This is a genomic window from Flavobacterium selenitireducens, assembly GCF_014748335.1.
In the GTDB taxonomy this organism is placed as follows: domain Bacteria; phylum Bacteroidota; class Bacteroidia; order Flavobacteriales; family Flavobacteriaceae; genus Flavobacterium; species Flavobacterium selenitireducens.
The window spans coordinates 1-21,546 of record NZ_JAAVIY010000009.1 but is presented as its reverse complement, the minus strand read 5'-3'; the positions used below and the strand labels follow the sequence as shown (position 1 = coordinate 21,546).

Sequence of the window (21,546 nt, the reverse complement as noted above, 5' to 3'; positions counted from 1 at the left end):
TTAACGGAATTGCCTAACTTGCGCCCTCATTCACAAGACGATGGTACAAGGTAAAAAGATGCACTTTGAGGTGTCTGAAAGGAAGATCCTGCTCAGGATTTTTGACGTCCTTTCCGTTTTGCTCGTGCTGTATTTGATGGGGCGCCTCTTCAATTTCAACTACTTTGACATTTCGGCCGATAATTTCATCTGGACGATCGTGCTCGGCGTTTACATTTCGACTATCGGGACGGTTTTCGAAATGTACAATCTTCAGGTTGCCAGCAATGAGTTCCAAATGACCAAAAGCATTGTGCTTACCGCTTCGGTTACGGTTTTGCTGTATCTGCTTACGCCGATTTACACGCCTATATTGCCCAATCGTATCCAGATTTTGTATTTCTATCTCGCCGTTCTGGTCGCTTTGTTTTTGTGGCGATTCTTTTACGTGCGATTTCTGGCTTCCCAGCGCTTCATCAAAAAAGTGGTGCTGCTTTGCGACCGCGACCAGGTCAAAGAGCTGATTACCGGCCTTGAAGGTTCGGATCCTCATTACAAAGTCCTGGGATATGTCAACACGGACAGTAATTCGCCCCACAACCCGGATTTTGGGTTTATACAGAACATCGATCCTGTCGATATTTCCCGGTTTGTCCAATCCAATATGGTGTCGGAAGTGGTCATCGCTTCCCAAAAAACCGACGGCATTACGATCGCACTCTACAACGAATTGCTTCATCTGCTCGAAAGCGGTTTTATCATCCGCGAATACACACAGGTCTACGAGGCGATTACACAACGCATACCCGTGCAATATGTCGCCCGCGATTTTTACCGGTATTTCCCGTTTAGCCGAAGCAATCAGAATCACCTTTATTTGTTTGCGGTGCGCATCCTCGAGATTTTGTTTTCGCTTTCGGGGATTCTCGTCGGAATCATACTGTTGCCGCTTATCCTCATCGGAAATGCGCTGGGCAATCGCGGGAAGTTGTTTTACACCCAGGAAAGGGTCGGCAAGAACGGGGAAGTGTTCAACATCCTTAAATTCCGCACGATGATCAAAAATGCCGAGGCAAACGGGGCGGTGTTTACCACAACGAACGACTCGCGCATCACGCCGTTCGGGAAGTTCATGCGCAAAACCAGAGTGGACGAATTTCCTCAGTTCCTCAACATCTTAAAAGGGGATATGGGCGTGATAGGGCCGCGGCCGGAACGCCCGGTTTTTGTAAGGGAAATAGCCGAAGTCATGCCGTTCTACGAAACGCGTCACGTCATAAAGCCTGGTTTGACCGGTTGGGCTCAGGTGAATTATTCTTACGGAGATTCGATTGACGACAGCCTGATGAAATTGCAATACGACCTGTATTACATCAAGCACAGGAGCGTTTTTCTCGACATCAACATCACGATCAAAACGTTGAGTACGGTGTTATTTTACCGAGGGCAGTAGTTAGTTGATCCCGAAATATAGGGCCAGAATTCCCATGAGCGAGATAAAAAGGCTTACGCTCTCCGCTGCGAATCCGACAATTATCGCACAACGTATGAACCGTCGCTTATAGCTGAAATGCGAACCTGGAATCAACGCGATCAGGCTTGCCAGGAGCACGCTTACCAAAAATCCGAAGACAATCGCTCCTGTGGTTCCCGTCGCGATTGCGTGAGGCAAGGATTTTCCGTTGAGCCAGTTGTATAGAAAAAGAAAAAATGCAGCGACGGCGGCAAGAGCCAGCAATTTGCGCAATAATTTCCGATCGCTTTTTTTTCGTTTTTCAAGCGTGGAATTTTTATTTATTTCGGCAACGAATGCGTCGTCAATTTGATCTTGAGTTTCCGTCATGAGGCAAAGAGTGTTTTGCGACGCGAACGCAGCATGAATTTCAGTAGCAGGACAGCGTGAGCGACAATCATCGGAGCCACAATCAGCAAATGGATTTTATTCAGCATGTAAATCAGGTATGCGCCGAGACATCCCAAGCAAAGCAGGCAAATGATGTAAAGCGTTCGGGCTTTTCTCCTTCCGTAATTGATTGGGACAAGCAGCAGTAAGGGATTCAGCAAAAGCGCGTTGTAATTCCATTGGAGTTCGGTGTGGAACGAATACCATCCGGCCACGCAAAAGAAAATGCCCAACAGTCCGATCACGGTAAAATAAACCAACGTCAGCTTATCATTGTTCGCGAAAACGATCAGCATCAGGATAGCGATGTAAGTGTAAACGTTGTTCCAAACCGATTTTGCAGGAGGTGCTTCCTCAAAAACCAGCCAGGATTTGTTCGATTCGAGTAGCTTTTGATCGCCATTTCGCGCTTCCGATATGCTTTGGTAAAGTTCTATCGGAAGGAAAAGCTGAGTGGCGTCGTCGTCCACACGCGTCCCGAAAATTACACTGGTTCCCCATTGCTCATAGAAGTAGCCGTCGAATTCGGGATAAATCACCTCTCGATACGTCATGTCTTTATTCCCGATCTTGCGAATAGTATTGGCGCCAACCACATCATTGAGGATATCGGCGACTTTCGTCGTGCAATTGCGATCGATGAATTTGTACTGGTAGAAGCGCTCCTGGGAGACGAGAACTTTGTTCAGGTGGTCGAAAACCTTTTGTTTCTGGGCCGCCGTCAGATTGAGGCGCTGTTCGAAAACCGACCTTTTTTCCTGGTCGTAATTATAAAGAAAATCTTCGAAGGAACTGGTGGAAACGAAATACTGCAAATCGCCTTTTGCAAACTTGAGTGCAAAATTCGGCGTTGCAAAATCGAAACTTCCATAGTTATAGACCTTGTCGATTCCGTTTGCCGGATCATCGACGCGAAGGGCCGTGTGTCCGAAAAGCGAATATAACTCGTTGCCGTTGCCGCAGGTCAGGATGCTGATTTCAGCATGGTTGGAAAGTGTCGTGAACTGAGCCGAAAGTAAACCGGTGAACAGCAGGAGAAAAAAGGCAAAAAACGAGCGCATCTGGAAGAATTTGCTGCAAGTTACGAGAATTGGGGAATTAGCGATCCGAATTAGCGAATTAGCGAATGTAGAAATTAGCGAATTAGCGAATGAGCGACCCGAGGCGTAGCCGAACGGATGAGGTAATTAGATGATTAGATAATTAGTGAATTGGATAATTAGCGAATGTGGAAATTAGCGAATTAGCGAATTGGGGAACTAGCCAATTGGGGAACTAGCCAATTGGGGAATTAGCGATCCGAATTAGCGAATTAGCGAATGTAGAAATTAGCGAATGTGGAAATTAGCGAATTAGCGACCCGAGACGTAGCAGAACGGATGAAATAATTAGCGAATTCGTCAGTTGGACTGTCAGAAAAACCCATTCCTATTGAGTCAATTTATTTCAATACATTTTTCGACACCTTTTGTGGCAATTTTTTAATCCGGGAATTGGACACAGAAAATATTTCCCAAACAAAATTGCCGAGAGTCGGAAAAATATGGATTTATTTTAGAAATATCGGTTCAGCAACGTCAATGATCATCAAATCTTTTTGAGGAGAAGGCGGGGCTTTCGCGCGCAACCATTCGCTAATCGTCACATTCGCTATTCGCTAATTGTCACATTCGCTATTCGCTAATTGTCACATTCGCTAATTCGCTAATTGTCACATTCGCTAATTCGCTAATTGTCACATTCGCTAATTTGATAGTTACCTGAAAATCCCCAAATCCACTTTCAATGAAAAAATATTGGAATACAAAGCCGCGCTCTGGTCGCCTAAATCGGTCAACGCATAGTCGACCTGGATGCCTTTGTATTTGAATCCGACGCCCACGTTCGGTTGGAACCCGAGTCGCTCGGAACCGTCGATCTCCACGAGATTCTGGAAGTTTCCGACGCCGGCGCGAATGAACGCCAGATCGATATATCCGAGTTCAAAACCCACGGCAGGATCAATGCTCACGGCAGAAGTCGAAATGATGTCGTTTGTCTGTTCAAAGCGGCAGTTGAGGTTGATGGCGCCCAAAAGCGTCATTTCGTTGTGGAATTCGTGTTTTTTGGAAACGCCGAGCTGCAATTTCGGAAGCGTGATTTCCGTGCTTTCGGGCAATTCCTGGTTTTGTCCTTCGACGGCATCGGCAATTTTCTCGAATTCGTCCTCGTCTATCGCCCAAATATTATAGGTTGTCGTGATATCGCGCGCCATGGCACCGAATTTCCAGCCGTTGCGTTCGAACTGGATTCCAAGATCGAACCCGAATCCCCACGAATTGGCGAATTTTCCGATGACACGCCTCACAACTTTCGCATTGGCGCCGATCGACAAACCTTCGATCTGCAAATGGCGCGCGTAAGAAAACATGAAAGCATAGTCGGCTGTAGAAAACAAACTGATACGGTTGTAGTCGATATTTCCCTGTTCGTCAATGAGTTGGGTCGTGTTCATGATGTCGTCCACACCAAAGCGAATAGCCGAAATTCCCCAAGCGCTGCGATCGTCAATCGGTTTTGCGTAGGCCAGATAGTCATATTGGGCAATATTGGCGAAATAGCTCGCGTGCATGGCGCCCACCTGCCCATCCTGGAGATTGAGGATGCCGGCCGGATTCCAATATACGGCATTCACATCGTTCGAGCTCGCGGTGACGGCGTTGGCCATACCCAAAGCGGCAGCATCGACGCCAATATTGAGGAATTCGTTGGAATATTTGCGCACCGCCTGGGCCGATACGAGCGTACAGGCCAAAACGAAGACGAGCGACAGGATTTTCTTCAAAGCGGAATTTTTTTTCAAAAATAGTCTTTTTTACAAGCTTCGGCACACAAAATCAGCAATTGCCGCATGCGTTAAAAACTCTCTTAAAAACGCCCTGAGGCTAAAGTTATTGTACTACATTTGCGGGAAACCGACAATAATATTTGCCCTGATGCGCCTGTTGCGACAATTGCCAAACTTCATTACGCTTCTCAATCTGTTTTCCGGCTGCATCGCCATCGTTTTTGCGTTCAACGACAATTATGTGTACGCATTCGGATTTGTCGCGCTCGGCATATTTTTCGATTTTTTCGACGGATTTTTCGCACGCATCCTAAACGCATCCTCACCGCTTGGATTACAGCTCGATTCGCTTGCCGATATGGTCACAAGTGGCGTGACGCCCGGACTTGTGATGTACAAGATGTTGCTCGATACCGTAAACAACCACGATTTGCCTGTTTGGCTGCCTTACCTCGGGTTCGTCATCACGCTTGGTTCGTGTTATCGACTGGCCAATTTCAACGTCGATACCCGCCAAACCGATTCGTTCATCGGGTTGCCGACGCCTGCCAATGCGCTTTTCATTACGAGTTTACCGCTCGTTTTGGCCAACACCGATTCGCTTGTGTTGCTCGAATTGCTCATTAATCCTTGGTTTTTGCTTTCGGTTTCCGCTTTAAGCGCCTATATCCTGAACGCTGAAATACCGTTGTTCGCGCTTAAGATGAAGCAATTCTCGTTTCAGAAAAACAAGTTGCAGATCGCGTTTCTCGCGCTTTCAGTAGTATTGCTGGCAGTTTTCAGGTTTGCCGGCGTTCCTTTGATCATTTTGGGCTATGTGCTCATTTCGGTCGTAAACAACAGATTCCATAAAAAATAATGGGGACGCGCAAAGGTTCATCGCGGCCTCGTCCAAGGTCGAGGAAATCGTCTGCCGAAAAGCGGATCGTTTGGGCCGTCTGTATCGTCATTTCGCTGTTTGTCGTTATTGGCGTCGGATGGCATTATCGCAACGGCATCGCCTATTACTTCAGTTTCAAGTCTGACAAGAACGCAAAAATGACCGCCGAGCAGAAACGTCTGGCCGACGTCCGCACGGTCGAGGTCCTGACGCGCCATCACGGCATGTCAATCGGTTTCGACGTATCGGAATACCAAGGCGAAATCGACTGGACGAAGATCGACTCGGTAGAAAATCTTTACCCGCTCGACTACGTATTCATCCGCTCGACGGCAGGAAAGAACAAGATTGACGCCTGTTTCAAGGAAAATTGGGAAGGCGCCGGAAAACGCGGTCTTATAAGGGGCGCTTATCACTATTATCGTCCGAACGAGAACTCGCTTGAACAAGCGGCCCATTTTATTTTGAACGTAAGGCTTAGGGCCGGAGACCTTCCGCCGGTTCTCGACATCGAAAAAATTCCTGAAAACCAACCGATGGACAGTTTGATCGTCGGGCTGCATCGGTGGTGCAACGCCATTGAAAAACACTATAAAGTGGCTCCGATAATTTATTCAGGCGAACGGTATTATGACGATTTCCTGAGAGAGGAGTTCAAGGGTTACGTGTTTTGGATCGCCAATTACAACTTTTTTGTCGAGAGCATCGATCAGGACTGGATGTTCTGGCAGTTTACCGAAAGCGCCGAAATCGACGGTATCCCGACGCCTGTCGACCTCAATATTTACAATGGCCCTAAAAGTCGGCTACAGAATTTGCGCATTTAAGCATGGGATTTTTTGATTCTCTATTTCCGAATAAGCCGAACGTCGCTGAAGACAAGGCATTCACGACTTTTTTTAACCGCGGTTTCGCCCGATATTTCAGTGTTACCGAACCGGATTTCCACGCCGATCTCGACAACAATTTCGGGGAAACGGAGTTGCCGCAGCAGGCGTTTCCGTCCGTGTTCGAGGAATGGCGGAAGCTGAGCCGGCATTGGGATGCACAGGCGGCGTTGTTTTCCGCTCTCGACCAGCATTACTTGCTTGTCATCGAGAAGTGGCAGGCGGTGGAACGCTTCCTGGTTGACCGCTTCTCGGAAAAAGCCCTCAAGTTTGTTGACCAGGTAGGCCAATCCGAGGATTTTGAGGATGCGGCGTTCCTGACGTCGATGGCTCGCCTCATGTTTGTGCTTTCGCGTTATGACGAAGGGTTGCGATATGCCGAAAAAGCGGTGCGTCTCGACCCGGGATCGGCTCGTGCCCAACTGGCCCTGGCGGATTTGCTGCACTTGGATGGCGATCGCCAACGCGCCCATTCGATTTACCAAAAAGTAGTTTCGGACAGCAGGCTCGCCCATCCCGGTACGCGCGACTACGGATTATACGACTTGGTTTGTTTCCGCAACGACATCGTGCATTCATCGGTTTACGCCGTTGGACTGCTCAAAAGTTCTGAAGCTCCCGAAAGCGAATGGGAAAAGGTCGCGCCTGAGTTTTATCACTGCCCGTATTTCCGGTCGCAGCACGCGTTTTATCTGATCCAGAACAAACAGGCGATGAAAGGCCTTCACGCTTTGATTGAAACGGCAAAGGAATTTCCGACGTTCAAGGACGCGGTTGTGAACGCTTACAACGTGGTGAAGCAATACCAGCAACAGACGACGCCTGAAGCCATGCGTGAGGACGAATTTTATCTAAAAGGTGTGATGGAGAAACGAAACTGGATGGCGTCGTAGCGGAGTTGTTGTCGACGTTAGGGAAGTTGTTGACAGTGCAAATTTGGGAAATTGTTGACAGTGCAAATTTAAGAAGGGATGCTTAGACATAACAGATTTTTAAAAATCTGTTATGTCTGGTGTAAAGATACGGTCCCGTGAAAATTTTTATTACAGATTTTCTGCCCTTTTTGTTAAATCTCACTTTTTTCGTTTGACGCGCCGGTGTTTTTCCATTCGGAGATCCGTTCCAGGTAAAAAGGCCCAGCGTTCGTCCGGACCAATTTTACCTGTAGTCAGCTACGCAGCAGGGCAGGGGCGAGCGAAGCGAGCCGCTGGACGTCCCGGGCGAAAATCCCGTATGTCCGGGGAAAAACAAACAGAGGCGAGCGCAGCGAGTCCAATGGCTTAGAAAAAATCAGTGCGAAGCATCCGCATCCTGGGACTTCGGAGCGAAATCAAGTTTCTTCTTGCGCAACTCGAAATTCTGGCCGAGATAAACACGTCTCACCATCTCATCCTGGACCAATTCTTCCGGCGTGCCCGCTTTCAGGATGCCGCCTTCAAACATCAGGTAACTTTTTTCAGTGATCGCCAAAGTTTCCTGGACGTTGTGGTCCGTAATCAAAATGCCGATGTTTTTATTCTTGAGTTGTGCGACGATGCGCTGGATGTCTTCGACCGCAACCGGGTCAACACCGGCAAAGGGTTCGTCCAAAAGGATGAATTTCGGATCCGTGGCCAAGGCGCGCGCGATTTCGGTACGCCTTCTTTCCCCACCGGACAACAAATCACCTCGGTTGGTTCGGATGTGCTGAAGCGAAAACTCGTCGAGCAACGACTCCATTTTTTCTTCCTGCTGGTCTTTTGTAAGATCGGTGAGCTGCAAAACGCTCATGATGTTATCCTCGATGCTGAGCTTGCGGAAAACCGATGCTTCCTGGGCGAGATAACCAATGCCGTTCTGGGCGCGTTTGTACATCGGAAAATCCGTGATGTCGGTCTTGTCTAGGTAAATCGTCCCGCTGTTGGGCTTGACCAATCCGACGATCATATAAAAAGACGTCGTTTTCCCGGCACCGTTCGGCCCGAGCAAACCCACGATTTCTCCTTGGTTGACCTCTACCGAAATGCCTTTCACGACGGTTCTTTTCTTGTAGGTTTTGATGAGGTTTTCAGCTCTTAGCTTCATAATTCAATTAGCGAATTAGCGAATTGGCGAATTAGCGGATGAAAGTCGCAAAACTCCAATTCGGTTATGGATTGGTTGCCGACTACGGAATAGTCATTATGGCAGTCCAAAGTTATAATTTAACAGTAGTTCCAAATTCGGATTAACAAATATTTGTTTGTCTCCAATCGGTTGGATAATGCAGTTGCCAATCCAAAATATCTTAGAAAACGCTCATCTTTACATTCGGCGCCGCAGGCATTTTCAAATTTTCAAATTTCCAAATTTTCAAATTTCCAAATTCTCAAATTCAATATTTCATTCGCTAATTCGCTAATCATCAAATTCGCTAATTGTTGTCCAACGCTTCCCAAAACTCATAAGCCCGTCTTAGATGCGGGATCACGATCGTTCCGCCAACCAGGGTCGCAATGCTCATCGCCTCCATCATTTCTTCTTTGGTCACGCCTTCTTTGTGGCTGGTTTCGAGGTGGTATTTTACGCAATCGTCGCAACGCAGAACGGCAGAAGCGACCAATCCGAGCAATTCCTTCGTTTTTACGTCGAGAGCGCCTTCCGCGTAAGCGTTGGTGTCGAGATTGAAAATGCGCTTGATGACTTTGTTGTTGTCGGCAAGCAGTTTTTCGTTCATTTTAGAACGGTAATCGTTGAATTCAGATACAAGATCAGCCATTGAGTTTTTCGTTTTGTTCTGCAATCTTTTTCTTTTTGACTACGGCGGCCGCGATAAAGATACTCGCTTCGTAAATGATCAGCATCGGAATCGACACGATTATTTGGCTGACCACATCGGGAGGTGTGACGACGGCGGCGACGATCAGTACGCCTACGATGGCGTATTTTCTATATTTCCGAAGCAATTCCGCCGTGACCAATCCTAATCGGGCGAGGAAAAAGATGATGATCGGCAACTCGAAAAACAAGCCGCATGCAATTACCGAAGTCTTGACCATGCTCATGTACGAATCGATGTTGAACTCATTCTTGACCAGCTCGCTGACCTTGAACGTTGCGAAAAAGTTGACCGACATCGGCACGATCATAAAATACCCGAAAAGTACGCCCATGAAAAACAGCAAAGACGAAACGCTGATGAAAACCTTGGCGCCTTTGCGTTCTTTTTCGTACAGGGCCGGGCTGATGAACTTCCACAATTCCCATAATATATAAGGGAAAGCCGCGATGAAACCACCGGCGACGCACGTCCAGATGAGCATCGTGACCTGGCCTTCCATGTCGGTATTTTGAATCACGAAGTCCATTTCGGTCACGCAAATGTCCGAAACGCCTAATTGCTGGGCGAGGTCGCAAAAAAAGCGGTATGTCCAGAAATCGGGTTGCGTAGGGGCGAAAATGACCTGGTCGAAAATAAAATCGCTGAAAAAGAAAATGCCCACGGCCGCGATCAATGTCGCAATCGTACTTCGCACCAAAACCCAGCGCAATTCCTCGAGATGATCCATGAACGACATCTCATTCATGGGTTTTTTCTGCTTTTTAGCCATTATACGACGCCTTCTTTTAAAATGTCATGCAGGTGGATGACGCCTTTGTAAATGCCTTCATCGGCTACGATAAGTTGAGTGATCGAAAAGTCTTCCATGATGTTGAGCGCGTCCACGACCATACTTACGGAAGAAACCATTTTCGGGTTTTGCGTCATGATGTCCTTTGCGGATAGGTCGCTGAACGAATCGCGTGTTTCGAGCATGCGTCGGATATCGCCATCGGTAATGATCCCGATGATTTTTCCGTCCTCTTCGACCGCCGTGACACCAAGCCGCTTTTGCGAGATCTCGACAATTACATTTTTGATCGGTGAGGTCGGGGCTACTGATGGACGATGCGTCTGGTCGAGCATATCGCCGACGCGCAGCAGCAATTTTTTGCCAAGTGCGCCTCCGGGATGGTATTTGGCAAAATCCTCTGCCCCAAAATTGCGCATCTCGATCAGGCAGACCGCGAGCGCGTCTCCCATTACAAGTTGTGCCGTAGTAGAATTCGTGGGCGCGAGATTATTCGGATCGGCTTCGGCATTCACCGTCGTATCGAGTATGAAACCGGCTTCTTTGGCCAGGAAAGACGTAACGTTTCCCGTCATTGCGATCAATGTATTGCCGAAGCGCTTCACGATCGGGACCAACACTTTTATTTCAGGACTATTGCCGCTTTTCGAGATGCAAATCACGACATCTCCCGGTTGCACCATTCCCAGGTCGCCGTGGATGGCTTCGGACGCATGCAAAAACATAGCCGGCGTCCCGGTGGAATTCATTGTGGCGACGATCTTTTGTGCGATGATCGCGCTCTTCCCGATCCCGGTCACGACGAGTCTGCCGGAGGCGTTGTAAATCAATTCCGCCGCGTTGGCGAAATCATCGGTAATCAGATCGGATAACTGGGCAATCGATTGGCTTTCAGTGATAATGGTTCGCCTTGCGGAAGCCAGTATTTTTTCGGAGTTTATCAAAAGATTGTGTTGCTATAAAGTTTGTAAGCCTGAAAATAAGTGTTATCTTTAGGGAAAGCAAATGTACGTAAATTACCCTTATTCCTCAGAATGAATCTACCCGAAATTGATATACACCAGCAGTTACGGAAGTATTTTGGTTTCAGCCAGTTCAAGGGCTTGCAGGAGCAAGTCATCAAAAGCATTTTAGCAAAACACGACGTTTTCGTGATCATGCCCACGGGCGGAGGAAAGTCGCTTTGTTATCAATTGCCTGCGCTGATAGAAGATGGAACCGCGATCGTGGTGTCTCCGCTTATTGCGCTTATGAAAAATCAGGTCGATGCCATTCGCGGGATTTCCGCCGAGCCTGGCGTCGCACACGTCCTGAATTCTTCGCTGACCAAATCTGAAGTGGCCACGGTCAAGAAAGACATTGTGGACGGGAAGACAAAATTGCTCTACGTCGCGCCGGAATCGCTTATTAAGGAAGAATATGCAGATTTTCTCAAAACGCAAAAAATGTCATTCGTCGCCATTGACGAAGCCCATTGCATTTCGGAATGGGGACACGACTTTCGTCCGGAATACCGCAATCTGAGAACCATCATCAAGAACTTCGGCGACATCCCGATCATCGGACTGACCGCCACGGCCACGCCAAAGGTACAGGAAGATATTCTCAAGAATCTCGACATTCCTGATGCCGATGCGTACAAAGCCTCGTTCAACCGTCCGAATTTGTATTACGAAGTTCGTCCGAAAACCAAAAACGTCGAGGCGGACATCATCCGTTTCATCCGCAGCCACAAAGGTAAATCAGGGATCATTTATTGCCTGAGCCGCAAAAAAGTCGAAGCGATTGCCCAGGTCTTGCAAGTCAACGGTATCAAGGCCGTCCCGTATCACGCGGGTCTCGATGCCAAAACGCGCGCGAAACACCAGGACATGTTCCTCATGGAAGACGTCGATGTGGTCGTGGCCACGATTGCCTTCGGGATGGGGATCGACAAGCCGGACGTGCGTTTCGTCATTCACCACGATATCCCGAAATCGCTCGAGAGTTATTACCAAGAAACCGGTCGCGCCGGACGCGATGGAGGCGAGGGGCATTGTCTGGCTTACTATGCTTACAAAGATGTCGAAAAGCTCGAGAAATTCATGTCGGGAAAACCCGTAGCCGAACAGGAAATCGGCTTCGCGCTGTTGCAGGAAGTCGTTTCCTATGCCGAAACTTCCATGTCGAGGCGCAAATTCCTGTTGCATTATTTCGGTGAGGAATTCGATCCTGAAACCGGCGAAGGTGGCGACATGGACGACAACATGCGCAACCCTAGGAAAAAGAAGGAAGCCAAAGACGACGTCAAATTGCTGCTCGAAGTCGTTCGCGATACCAAACATCTGTACAAGGCCAAGGAAATCGTCTATACGCTTATCGGAAAAGTAAACGCCGTCATCAAAGCGCACCGCACCGACATGCAACCTTTTTTTGGGGCGGGTGCCAATCAGGAAGAACGGCATTGGATGGCACTTATCCGGCAAGTGTTAGTGGCCGATTTCCTTTCGAAAGACATCGAAACCTACGGCATTCTCAAAATTACCGAAAAGGGACTCGATTTTATCAAGAACCCGACTTCGTTCCTAATGACCGAAGACCATCAATACGACGATGGAGACGACGAAACTGTCGTGACCGCTTCCAAGTCTACGGGCGTCGCCGACGAAGCACTGATGGCAATGCTGCGCGACCTGCGCAAAAAGGTGTCCAAAAAACTCGGCGTACCGCCATTTGTGGTTTTCCAGGATCCGTCCCTTGAAGACATGGCGCTCAAATATCCGATTTCGATAGAAGAACTTTCCAGCGTACACGGGATTGGCGAAGGCAAAGCAAAAAAGTACGGAAAGGAATTCGCCGAACTCATCGACCGTTATGTAAAAGACAACGACATCACGCGCCCTGACGACCTGGTCGTGAAATCCACGGGAGCCAACTCGGCCAATAAGCTGTTCATCATCCAGAGCGTCGACCGCAAGCTTTCACTCGACGATATTGCAAAGGCCAAAGGCATGACGATGGACGCATTGCTCAAGGAAATGGAGATGATCGTTTACTCGGGCACCAAGCTCAACATCAAATATTGGATAGACGATTTGCTCGATGACGACCAGCAGGAGGAGATCCAGGATTATTTCATGGCTTCCGAAACCGATAAGATCGAAGACGCGCTCAAGGAATTCGAGGGCGATTATGACATAGAGGAGTTGCGACTGATGCGCATCAAATTTATTTCGGAAGTCGCCAACTGACCGGAATGTGCAAATTTCAACCGTTCCCGCAGCGTTTTTTATTGGATTTTGGAATTTTATAGCAATTTCCGGCTGACCGCTATTAGCTTTCTCAAAAACAACCCATTTTTCAGCTTTTGCCTCAAGCTTCCGCCGGTCGCTTGCGCAAATGCGAAAAATCGGGCTGTTTTTTTTGAAAGGCTGGCCGCTCGCATCCGGGCTAACCTTTCGTAAACCGTTTTGCGATATGAGAAAACTATTGTTCGCTTCGACTTTTTGGTTCCTGCTCGCGGGCTGCTCCAAATCCAAACCGCTGTTAGCAGAAGCCCAAACCGCCAAACCACTGCCAACTCAGATTTCGTTGCGTCTTGTCGGATATGACAAGTCGCTCCACAAAAGCTTCATCGACCTTAAGATCGAAAATAGAATTCTTCCCATAGTGACCCAACTGAAGATTTCGGACAGCGGCCATATCAATTTTAATTTTTTGAGCGACCGCAAGCGCGAGATCCAGTTCCGGTACGTTAGTATGGATTTCAACATGATCTTGTCTCCAGGAGAAAACCTTGTCGCCGAGATCAACATTGATGAGCTGTTAAACCGCCACCTGCAAACCGTCCGAGTTCAGGGAGACAACAACAAAACCAACGAACTGTTGCTTCGCCACGTGCAATATTTCGAAGATTTATCTCGTGAGCAACAGGCGTTTTTTGGGCAAAATCACACCTCAGACAACGATTTTAAACAGGGCCGCCTCAAAGAAATGGAGATCCAATTGCGTTCGTTTTCAAATCTGCTTCGGAACCAAAAAATCAACGATGAGCAGTTTAGGAATTGGGGAACCTGCAAAATAAAAAACGCAGCGGGATCAGACATCGCGACCTATCAGCATCTTGACGGAATCAAGCTAAAAGGTCCAGATGATGAATATTTCGATTTTATTGAAGATTTCGAATCTGATGCGTCGACCGTGTATTTTTCGCGTCTTGGCTATCTGAATGCCCTAACGTCAAGCTTGGAAATCGCGGTTAACGTTTCCCATACCTACAAAGAACGGAGGAGGGATAATAAAGATGCTCGACTGGAATACGTTTATTTTCCACTGTTGCTCGAGGTATTGAAAAATTTGTCGGAAAACCGGGATCGCGAAATCATGATTGCTTATGCGTTTCAGGGAAAGCCAAAGACGATCAAAGCGTACAAAGACGAACTTGAAGAACTGGTTTCTCCGGACCTTGTCGCTCTTTTGAAAGATGCAAAGCGGTTATCCACAGAGCCAATTCTCCAATTGCTTGCCAAATACGACATTCCCAAAACTGAAAAAGACGGACTTTTGGCGCTCTATGCCGATACGCAAGGCAAGGTTGTCTTCCATGATTTTTGGTCGAAAGGATGTAAGCCATGTGTCGAGGAGTTTGGTCACTACAATAAATTTATCGGCCACTTTAATTCCGATGTTGTCTTTATATTTCTGGGCACAAATATGAGCCAGACCGAATGGCAATTAGCAACAAAGAAGTTCGACCTCAAAGGCAAGCATCATCTGTTAACCGAAAATCAATTTGCATTTTACCAGGAATTTAGGGTCAGCCATTATCCTTGGCACTCACTTTTGGATAAATCGGGAAGGCTTTCGGCGGAGCCGATACCACATGTATTTCCTGAAAATTTCAGCCAAATCAAGGGCCAGATCGCGAAAGTCAAAGCAATGGCTCCGGCATCAAAATGGGAAAATTAGCCCTCGTAAACTTCTCCCCGATGCGGCTTTAAAGCATCGCGAACCTGGATCATTTCGGCATCGGTCACGACGACGAACGCAATGGCGTGCATTTCGTTAAGCGATTCAAAACCGGTTATTTCCAGCGGTAATTTTTCGATTGCGATGTATTCTTTAAGATGGATTTCGTGGTGCTCGGCGGTTTTGGCGGCGGCGGGCCCTCGGAAATCCCAGATCATTTTTATTTTTCTCATGGGATTGCTGGAACGTTAAATTGCGAAAGTGTTGGCGTGACAAAGGTAATAAGTTAAACACGGGTGAGAGGCAACATTTTTTGTTTCTGCACGTCATCACTCACTTTAGCACTTCAGCACTTTAGCACTTCTTCCATCCACTTTCACTATTTTTGTCCCATGCCAAAAGAGCTTCTCATCCAAGTTTCGCCAGAACAGGCGACCCAGAATGTGTTCTTGAAGGAGCACGTCGCACAGTTGTTGCGCACTTCGCCTCAGGAAATCCAGCACGTCAACATTCTTAAACGTTCGATCGACGCGCGTCAACGCAGTATCAAGATCAATCTTAAACTCGAGATTTTCTTTGCGGGCGAATCGGTTTCGGAGCAAAAGATCGAAATTCCGGATTACAAAAATGTCGCGAATGCCCAGGAAGTGATTGTGGTTGGCGCCGGTCCCGCCGGACTGTTCGCAGCCTTGCAACTCATTGAATTGGGTTTGAAGCCGATCGTGATCGAACGAGGTAAAGACGTACGCGGACGCAGACGCGACCTTAAGTCGATCAACCGCGACCATATCGTCAATCCAGATTCCAACTACTGTTTCGGCGAAGGCGGAGCCGGTACGTATTCCGACGGGAAATTGTACACCCGTTCCAAAAAAAGGGGCGACGTCGACCGAATCTTAAAACTGCTCGTAGCTTTCGGCGCGACTCCGGACATTCTCGTCGAAGCGCATCCGCATATCGGAACCAACAAACTTCCTAAAATCATTGAGGACATTCGCGAAAAGATCATCGAGTTCGGTGGAAAAGTTTTGTTTGATACCCGCGTCGACGACATTATCGTGAAGGCAAACGAAATCCAAGGGATCGTGACGCAAAACGGAGACACAATCGAAGCCAGTAAATTGATTTTGGCGACAGGACATTCGGCCCGCGACATATTCGAATTGTTGTATAGGAAGGGAATCGAAATCGAAGCCAAACCTTTCGCTCTAGGCGTTCGTGCCGAGCATCCGCAACAGCTCATCGACCAGATCCAGTACAGTTGTGATTATCGCGGTGAATTCCTGCCGCCCGCTCCTTATTCAATAGTGAAACAGGTCAGCGGCCGCGGAATGTATTCGTTCTGCATGTGTCCCGGCGGTGTAATAGCGCCTTGTGCGACGAGTCCGGGCGAAGTGGTGACGAACGGATGGTCGCCGTCCAAGCGCGATCAAATTACGGCCAATTCAGGAATCGTAGTCGAGCTCAAGCACGAAGATTTCAAGCCGTTCGCTAAATTCGGGCCGCTGGCGGGAATGGAATTCCAAAAAAGTATCGAACGACGCGCGTTTGAGTTGGCCGGCCAAACCCAAAAAGTTCCGGCCCAACGCATGGTCGACTTTTCCCAATCCAAAAAATCCTCAGACATTCCAAAAACATCGTATGTTCCGGGAACGGAATCGGTGGAAATGGGCCAGGTTTTCCCCGGCTTCCTCACTCAAATCCTACGAGAAGGTTTCGTGGAATTCGGGAAATCGATGAAAGGTTATTTCACGAATGATGCAATTTTACACGCACCTGAATCCCGAACCTCGTCGCCAGTGCGTATCCCGCGACATCCGGAAACGCTCGAACATGTGCAAATCAAAGGACTTTATCCTTGTGGAGAAGGCGCAGGTTATGCAGGCGGTATCATTTCTGCCGCAATCGATGGTGAAAAGTGCGCCATTCGCGCCGCCGAAGCTATTCTCGGCAAATAAAAAATCCCGCTTTCGCAGGACTTTCGTTACATCATAAGTTTGTCGATTTTCTTGAGGACAGGATCGTACAATCGGCAATTGCTCTTTTCCACTATCGAATACAGCTGGAACAATTTGTCGTCACGGTTCATTTTGACCACGTTGTTTTTGCAGATGTTCGCGCATATTTTCTCGAGCAACACCCTGGAATCCGAATTTTTGTAGGCCGTAATCGCGTTCTGGAAATCCTTGTTTTCGTAATCATTGTCGACGTTCATCTGTAATGTCGGGAAAAACGCGGCATGCGGATAGTGGGCATAGGCAAGGTACGACGCCTGGGCGTGCTTGGTCAGATATGAAATGTCCGATGGATTCTTGAAATTGGCCAATGTCGCCAATATTTCAGCGGTGGGATATCTCGTTGCAAAGTGTTTTACCCTCGCGTAATTTTTGCTCTTAAAGCCGTTCGTGTAGAAGATCGAGCTGAGCGTTCGCGGGGACACGTTGTTGTCCGCCAATGCCATCGCCGTCAATTTCGAAAGGCAGGCGTCTGTTTCGGCAATCGTCCATTTAGTGTCGTAATCGCGCCCGAACATACCCTTGAGTTCTTTCTGCAATCCTTTCGTCGTGGTCCTTTCGTAGTATTTCTTGCGCTCGGCCTTTTCCTTTTGATGGGCCACGGCGGCATATAGTTCGCTCGCCGGATTCGTCGGATAGGAAATCGAGCCCATTTTGCGCTCCACGACACTGTCATCTGTAAGCAGTTTCCCAAATAATTCCGTGACTTTGGCAGATTTGCGTTCGACAAGCTCTTCGGCAATGGCGATTTTATGCTCGGCTGACGCACCGGAAAACCGTTCGAGGAGCAAAGCCTCCGAAAGGTGTTTGGCGTCTAATGCGCTGCCCGACCCGGCTTTTGTCGTGCGCGAAGAGGTATTTGCGCCATTGTCCGCAACGAGGTTGGATTCGTTGGCCAACTGCGGATAGCAAAATAGTCCGAACAGCAATAGAAAACTTAAAAAGTACTTCGTCATAAAATCAAGGGCGTAGGTTAGCAGCTGTAATTTTGAAGGTAGGAAATTAAATTCCAATGATTTAGCAGATTTTTGGCAAACGTAAATTTAAACGAAAAAGTATTACCGTAGCAGCACGCATCTATATTTTTAACGCAAAGTCGATGGTAAACAGGATTTTTCCTACCGACGATGTTGCGGAGATTGACAGCGGAATATAGGTAATCGCCAGGTTTACGTGCTTTTACGAATCGCGAGTCCGGCAAGATTGGCTCGTCGGCTATCGAAACGCCCGGTTGCTTTGGCCGATTTTGCGTTGTGCGAGAACCTTGAATCCGATAAACGATATGGCAACAATCGCGTAACCCAGCCCGGTTTTTCTCCAAATGTTTTGGAAAATAACATTTAGACGCTTCAAACAGATTCATTACTTTTGGAACTTTGAGCCATGAACGAAGAAAAAGTTATCCTAGTCAACGAACGAGACGAGCAGATCGGCTTGATGCCCAAGCTCGAAGCCCACGAAAAAGCCGTGTTGCACCGCGCATTTTCGGTTTTTATCCTCAACGGGAAAAACGAATTGATGTTGCAGCAGCGCGCCTCCCAAAAATACCATTCGCCCTTGTTGTGGACCAACACCTGTTGCAGCCACCAGCGCCAAGGCGAAACCAATCTCGAGGCAGGGACGAGGCGTTTGAGAGAGGAAATGGGCTTTGAGACCGAGTTGCGCGAGCTCTTCCATTTCATTTACAAAGCGCCTTTTGACAATGGGCTTACCGAACACGAACTCGACCACGTCATGATCGGATTTTACGATGGAGAACCTCAGGTAAATCCTGAAGAAGTCGAAAGCTGGAAATGGATGGCGATCGACGACGTCAAGTCGGACATGGAGCGTCATCCGGAACTTTATACGATTTGGACACGCATTATCTTCGACGAATTTTATCACTACATCGAAGTTCACAAAGTATAAAGCTGATCACCATCAACTGACAACTCTCAACTAACAACTCTCAATTATCAACTAACAACTATCAACTAACAACTATCAACTAACAACTATCAACTTTCAACCATTAACTGACAACTAACAACTATCAACCATCAACCATCAACTATCAACCACCAACTACCGTGAAAATCACCGTCTCCCGCAAAGCCCACTTCAACGCCGCCCATCGGCTGTATCGCCCTGACTGGTCGTTCGAGAAAAACGATTCGGTGTTCGGGAAGTGCAACAACGCCAACTTTCACGGACACAATTACGAGTTGGTAGCAAGCGTCACCGGTGCGGTCAATCCGGAAACGGGTTATGTGATCGACATCAAAACGCTCGCGGACCTTATTTACGACGAAGTGGAAGTTTCATTCGACCACAAAAACCTCAATCTCGATGTTCCCGAATTCGCCGAACTCATTCCTACGGCCGAACACATAGCGTACGTGATTTGGCGCAAACTCCGGAAGCGGCTCGACCCTGCGCTTGATCTTGAGATCACGTTGTACGAAACACCTCGAAATTTTGTAACTTACCGAGGGGAATAATTCCTAATTTAGTTTCTGTTTCTGGGAGCTTGATCCGGCTGCCGCTACTAGCTTTTTGTAAAACCGCGGGCTAGAAATTAAATGTTTAAAGTTTAACGTTTAAAGTTGTTGTCGCAATGACATTATGTCGTTAACCTTAAACTTTAAACCTTGAACTTTAAACAACAAATCGAATCAACAAATCAACAATAAATGCACCTCTATCCCATACAATTCCATCCGATCCTCAAAGAACGCATCTGGGGCGGAACCAAACTTAAAACCGTACTCAACAAAGACATAACTTCGGACATTACCGGCGAAAGCTGGGAGCTCTCGGGCGTAAAAGGCGATGTCAGCGTCGTCTCCAATGGCGAGTACCAAGGAAAATCGCTGAACGAACTGTTAGAGCAATTCCCGAATGAAATTCTCGGTGCGCCAATACACGAGCGCTTCGGAAACGAATTCCCGTTGCTGTTCAAATTCCTCGACGCACGCGAAGACTTGTCGATACAGGTGCATCCAAACGACGAGTTGGCTAAGAAGCGCCACAATTCTTTCGGCAAAACCGAAATGTGGTACGTCATGCAAGCCGATTTTGATTCGCGCATCATCGTCGGGTTCAAGAATCGCTCGCGTCGTGAAGAATATCTGTTTAACCTCGAGCAAGGCTCGCTTCTCGATATCCTGGATACCGTCAAGACAAAAGCCGGGGATGTGTTTTTTCTCGAAACGGGAACCGTCCACGCGATCGGGGCAGGCGTTTTGATTGCCGAAATCCAGCAAACATCTGATATCACATATCGTCTGTACGACTTCGACAGGGTAGATGCCAACGGGAAAAAGCGCGACCTGCACGTCGATCTCGCCGTTGACGCGATCAATTACGAAACCACCGATACACAAAAATCCTATTCCGACCGGGAAAACCAAGCCAATACGATTGTAAATTGTCCGTATTTCCATACCAGTTTTATTCCGGTTAGAGGCGAGTCCGAAATGCATTCCGGTGGCGATCGTTTTCGCGTTTATATGTGTGTCGACGGGCATTTCAGCATTGAACACGACGGCTACAAGTATGAATACCGCATGGGCGATACTATATTGATTCCGGCAGCATTGCGTGATTTCCGACTCGACGGTTTTGGATCGGTACTCGAAGTGTACGTGCCTTAAATAAAGTTTGTGTACTTTTGCAATCGCAATTCAAAATAATAAAGAGAAATGGCAAACGTTAGAAACCTCAAGAAAGACATCAATTTCGTATTGGGCGATATCATCGAGGCAGTTTACATCCACGAGATGACAACAGATGGTCAACCGACTCCGCAAACCAATGCACTTATCGACGAAGCGATTGTCGCTTTCGACACGCTGATTAAAAAAGTGAACGCTAAAGGAGTTGAGGATAAAAAGGCTCATTTTGCCCAAATTCAGAAGGATCTTGAAGCGACTGCAAACCAATTGGTTGAAAAAATAAACGCGCTTTAAGCTAAAAAACTGGCGATATTTTTTTGCAAATTTGAATTTCGCTTCTATATTTGCAGCGCAATACTGAGACGCCGGTGTAGCTCAGCTGGCTAGAGCAGCTGATTTGTAATCAGCAGGTCGTGGGTTCGAGTCCCTCTATCGGCTCAGGTTAAACCACTCCAAACGGAGTGGTTTTTTATTTTGGGTCAGTGTAAGTGGATCGGCTTTCGCTGCTAATTTTCACGGATTTTATGCTGTGTGTTTTGCGGCTCCGCTTCGCTGCGCCGCATTGTTTTGCCGCGGATTTGCGGATTTTCACGAATTTACTGCTAGACGTTTGGTTGGCGGCTCCGCTTCGCCGAATTGTTTTGCCGCGAATTCGCGAATTTTCACGGATTTTTGCTGAACGTTTTGCGGCTCCGCTTCGCTGCGCCGCGATTGTTTTGCCGCGATTGCGGATTTTCACGGATTTTACTGCTAGACGTTTGGCGGCTCCGCTTCGCTGCGCCGCAATTGTTTTGCCGCGGATTTGCGGATTTTCACGAATTTTATTGCTGGACGTTTTGCGGCTCCGCTTCGCTGCGCC

General features: G+C 47.8%; 21 protein-coding genes and 1 tRNA gene. 12 read left to right on the top strand and 10 right to left on the bottom strand.

The annotated features are described in order from the left end of the window. The first annotated feature begins 40 nt into the window (after nucleotides 1-40). Nucleotides 41-1,432, top strand: a complete 1,392-nt coding sequence (locus HC229_RS12975) for an exopolysaccharide biosynthesis polyprenyl glycosylphosphotransferase (protein ID WP_191020926.1) — start codon at nucleotides 41-43, stop codon at nucleotides 1,430-1,432. Here HC229_RS12975 and HC229_RS12970 read toward each other — a convergent pair whose 3' ends face one another. The 3 genes from HC229_RS12970 to HC229_RS12960 all read right to left on the bottom strand — a co-directional run bounded on the left by HC229_RS12970 (nucleotide 1,433) and on the right by HC229_RS12960 (nucleotide 4,706). Next, nucleotides 1,433-1,822, bottom strand: a complete 390-nt coding sequence (locus HC229_RS12970; RefSeq protein ID WP_191020925.1) for a hypothetical protein — start codon at nucleotides 1,820-1,822, stop codon at nucleotides 1,433-1,435. Next, nucleotides 1,819-2,943, bottom strand: a complete 1,125-nt coding sequence (locus tag HC229_RS12965; protein WP_191020924.1) for an Lnb N-terminal periplasmic domain-containing protein — start codon at nucleotides 2,941-2,943, stop codon at nucleotides 1,819-1,821. The genes HC229_RS12970 and HC229_RS12965 overlap by 4 nt, the downstream gene beginning before the upstream one ends. A gap of 695 nt (nucleotides 2,944-3,638) precedes the next feature. Continuing rightward, complete coding sequence (locus HC229_RS12960; protein WP_191021048.1) at nucleotides 3,639-4,706, bottom strand: putative type IX sorting system protein PorV2; 1,068 nt, start codon at nucleotides 4,704-4,706, stop codon at nucleotides 3,639-3,641. A 151-nt stretch (nucleotides 4,707-4,857) separates the two neighbouring features. On the opposite strand from HC229_RS12960, the gene HC229_RS12955 reads away from it, so the two are divergent. Genes HC229_RS12955 through HC229_RS12945 form a run of 3 tightly spaced genes read left to right on the top strand, consistent with a single transcriptional unit; the run spans nucleotide 4,858 to nucleotide 7,369 of the window. Then, entirely contained in the window at nucleotides 4,858-5,568 is a 711-nt protein-coding gene (locus HC229_RS12955; RefSeq protein ID WP_191020923.1) for a CDP-alcohol phosphatidyltransferase family protein, read from the top strand. Beyond that, on the top strand, nucleotides 5,568-6,416 hold the full coding sequence (locus HC229_RS12950; RefSeq protein WP_191020922.1) for a glycoside hydrolase family 25 protein: 849 nt from the start codon (nucleotides 5,568-5,570) through the stop codon (nucleotides 6,414-6,416). Before HC229_RS12955 ends, HC229_RS12950 begins: the two co-directional genes overlap by 1 nt. Nucleotides 6,417-6,418: 2 nt before the next feature. After that, nucleotides 6,419-7,369, top strand: a complete 951-nt coding sequence (locus tag HC229_RS12945; protein ID WP_191020921.1) for a tetratricopeptide repeat protein — start codon at nucleotides 6,419-6,421, stop codon at nucleotides 7,367-7,369. 397 nt (nucleotides 7,370-7,766) lie between these two features. On the opposite strand, the gene lptB is transcribed toward HC229_RS12945, so the two are convergent. From lptB to HC229_RS12925, 4 genes are all read right to left on the bottom strand, one after another. Beyond that, the gene (gene lptB, locus HC229_RS12940) at nucleotides 7,767-8,540 is read right to left on the bottom strand and encodes an LPS export ABC transporter ATP-binding protein (RefSeq protein WP_191020920.1); all 774 of its coding nucleotides are present in this window, start codon (nucleotides 8,538-8,540) and stop codon (nucleotides 7,767-7,769) included. 328 nt (nucleotides 8,541-8,868) lie between these two features. Then, nucleotides 8,869-9,213 (bottom strand): carboxymuconolactone decarboxylase family protein, encoded by a 345-nt coding sequence (locus tag HC229_RS12935; protein WP_191020919.1) that lies wholly within the window; start codon nucleotides 9,211-9,213, stop codon nucleotides 8,869-8,871. Next, on the bottom strand, nucleotides 9,206-10,045 hold the full coding sequence (tatC, locus tag HC229_RS12930; RefSeq protein WP_223845609.1) for a twin-arginine translocase subunit TatC: 840 nt from the start codon (nucleotides 10,043-10,045) through the stop codon (nucleotides 9,206-9,208). Before tatC ends, HC229_RS12935 begins: the two co-directional genes overlap by 8 nt. Then, complete coding sequence (locus tag HC229_RS12925; RefSeq protein ID WP_191020918.1) at nucleotides 10,045-11,010, bottom strand: KpsF/GutQ family sugar-phosphate isomerase; 966 nt, start codon at nucleotides 11,008-11,010, stop codon at nucleotides 10,045-10,047. Before HC229_RS12925 ends, tatC begins: the two co-directional genes overlap by 1 nt. 90 nt (nucleotides 11,011-11,100) lie before the next feature. On the opposite strand from HC229_RS12925, the gene recQ reads away from it, so the two are divergent. Further along, nucleotides 11,101-13,296 carry a DNA helicase RecQ gene (gene recQ, locus HC229_RS12920; RefSeq protein ID WP_191020917.1) on the top strand — a complete coding sequence of 732 codons (2,196 nt, stop codon included), beginning with the start codon at nucleotides 11,101-11,103 and terminating at the stop codon, nucleotides 13,294-13,296. A 226-nt stretch (nucleotides 13,297-13,522) separates the two neighbouring features. After that, nucleotides 13,523-15,013: a TlpA family protein disulfide reductase gene (locus tag HC229_RS12915; RefSeq protein ID WP_191020916.1), complete on the top strand. Its 1,491-nt coding sequence runs from the start codon at nucleotides 13,523-13,525 to the stop codon at nucleotides 15,011-15,013. Here the strand turns inward: HC229_RS12915 and HC229_RS12910 are convergent. Continuing rightward, nucleotides 15,010-15,246, bottom strand: coding sequence for a hypothetical protein (locus HC229_RS12910; RefSeq protein WP_191020915.1), 237 nt, complete (start codon nucleotides 15,244-15,246; stop codon nucleotides 15,010-15,012). The two genes, HC229_RS12915 and HC229_RS12910, sit on opposite strands and share 4 nt — an antisense overlap. 159 nt (nucleotides 15,247-15,405) lie before the next feature. Here HC229_RS12910 and HC229_RS12905 point away from each other — a divergent pair, with 159 nt between their 5' ends. Next, nucleotides 15,406-16,971: an NAD(P)/FAD-dependent oxidoreductase gene (locus tag HC229_RS12905; RefSeq protein ID WP_191020914.1), complete on the top strand. Its 1,566-nt coding sequence runs from the start codon at nucleotides 15,406-15,408 to the stop codon at nucleotides 16,969-16,971. Between the two features lie 26 nt (nucleotides 16,972-16,997). On the opposite strand, the gene HC229_RS12900 is transcribed toward HC229_RS12905, so the two are convergent. Beyond that, entirely contained in the window at nucleotides 16,998-17,984 is a 987-nt protein-coding gene (locus HC229_RS12900; protein WP_191020913.1) for a hypothetical protein, read from the bottom strand. A gap of 427 nt (nucleotides 17,985-18,411) precedes the next feature. Here HC229_RS12900 and idi point away from each other — a divergent pair, with 427 nt between their 5' ends. From idi to HC229_RS12875, 5 genes are all read left to right on the top strand, one after another. Next, nucleotides 18,412-18,939: an isopentenyl-diphosphate Delta-isomerase gene (gene idi, locus HC229_RS12895; protein WP_191020912.1), complete on the top strand. Its 528-nt coding sequence runs from the start codon at nucleotides 18,412-18,414 to the stop codon at nucleotides 18,937-18,939. A 161-nt stretch (nucleotides 18,940-19,100) separates the two neighbouring features. Continuing rightward, nucleotides 19,101-19,511 carry a 6-pyruvoyl trahydropterin synthase family protein gene (locus HC229_RS12890; RefSeq protein ID WP_191020911.1) on the top strand — a complete coding sequence of 137 codons (411 nt, stop codon included), beginning with the start codon at nucleotides 19,101-19,103 and terminating at the stop codon, nucleotides 19,509-19,511. Nucleotides 19,512-19,703: 192 nt separating this feature from the next. Further along, nucleotides 19,704-20,666, top strand: coding sequence for a type I phosphomannose isomerase catalytic subunit (locus HC229_RS12885; protein WP_191020910.1), 963 nt, complete (start codon nucleotides 19,704-19,706; stop codon nucleotides 20,664-20,666). Nucleotides 20,667-20,714: 48 nt separating this feature from the next. Then, a complete protein-coding gene (locus HC229_RS12880; protein WP_191020909.1) occupies nucleotides 20,715-20,981 on the top strand; it encodes a hypothetical protein in 267 nt (88 codons plus the stop codon). A 70-nt stretch (nucleotides 20,982-21,051) separates the two neighbouring features. After that, nucleotides 21,052-21,125 (top strand) — tRNA-Thr (locus HC229_RS12875). 31 nt (nucleotides 21,126-21,156) lie between these two features. Here HC229_RS12875 and HC229_RS12870 read toward each other — a convergent pair. Beyond that, nucleotides 21,157-21,546 (bottom strand): hypothetical protein (locus HC229_RS12870; protein WP_191020908.1); only part of this gene is annotated, 390 nt, incomplete at its 5' end.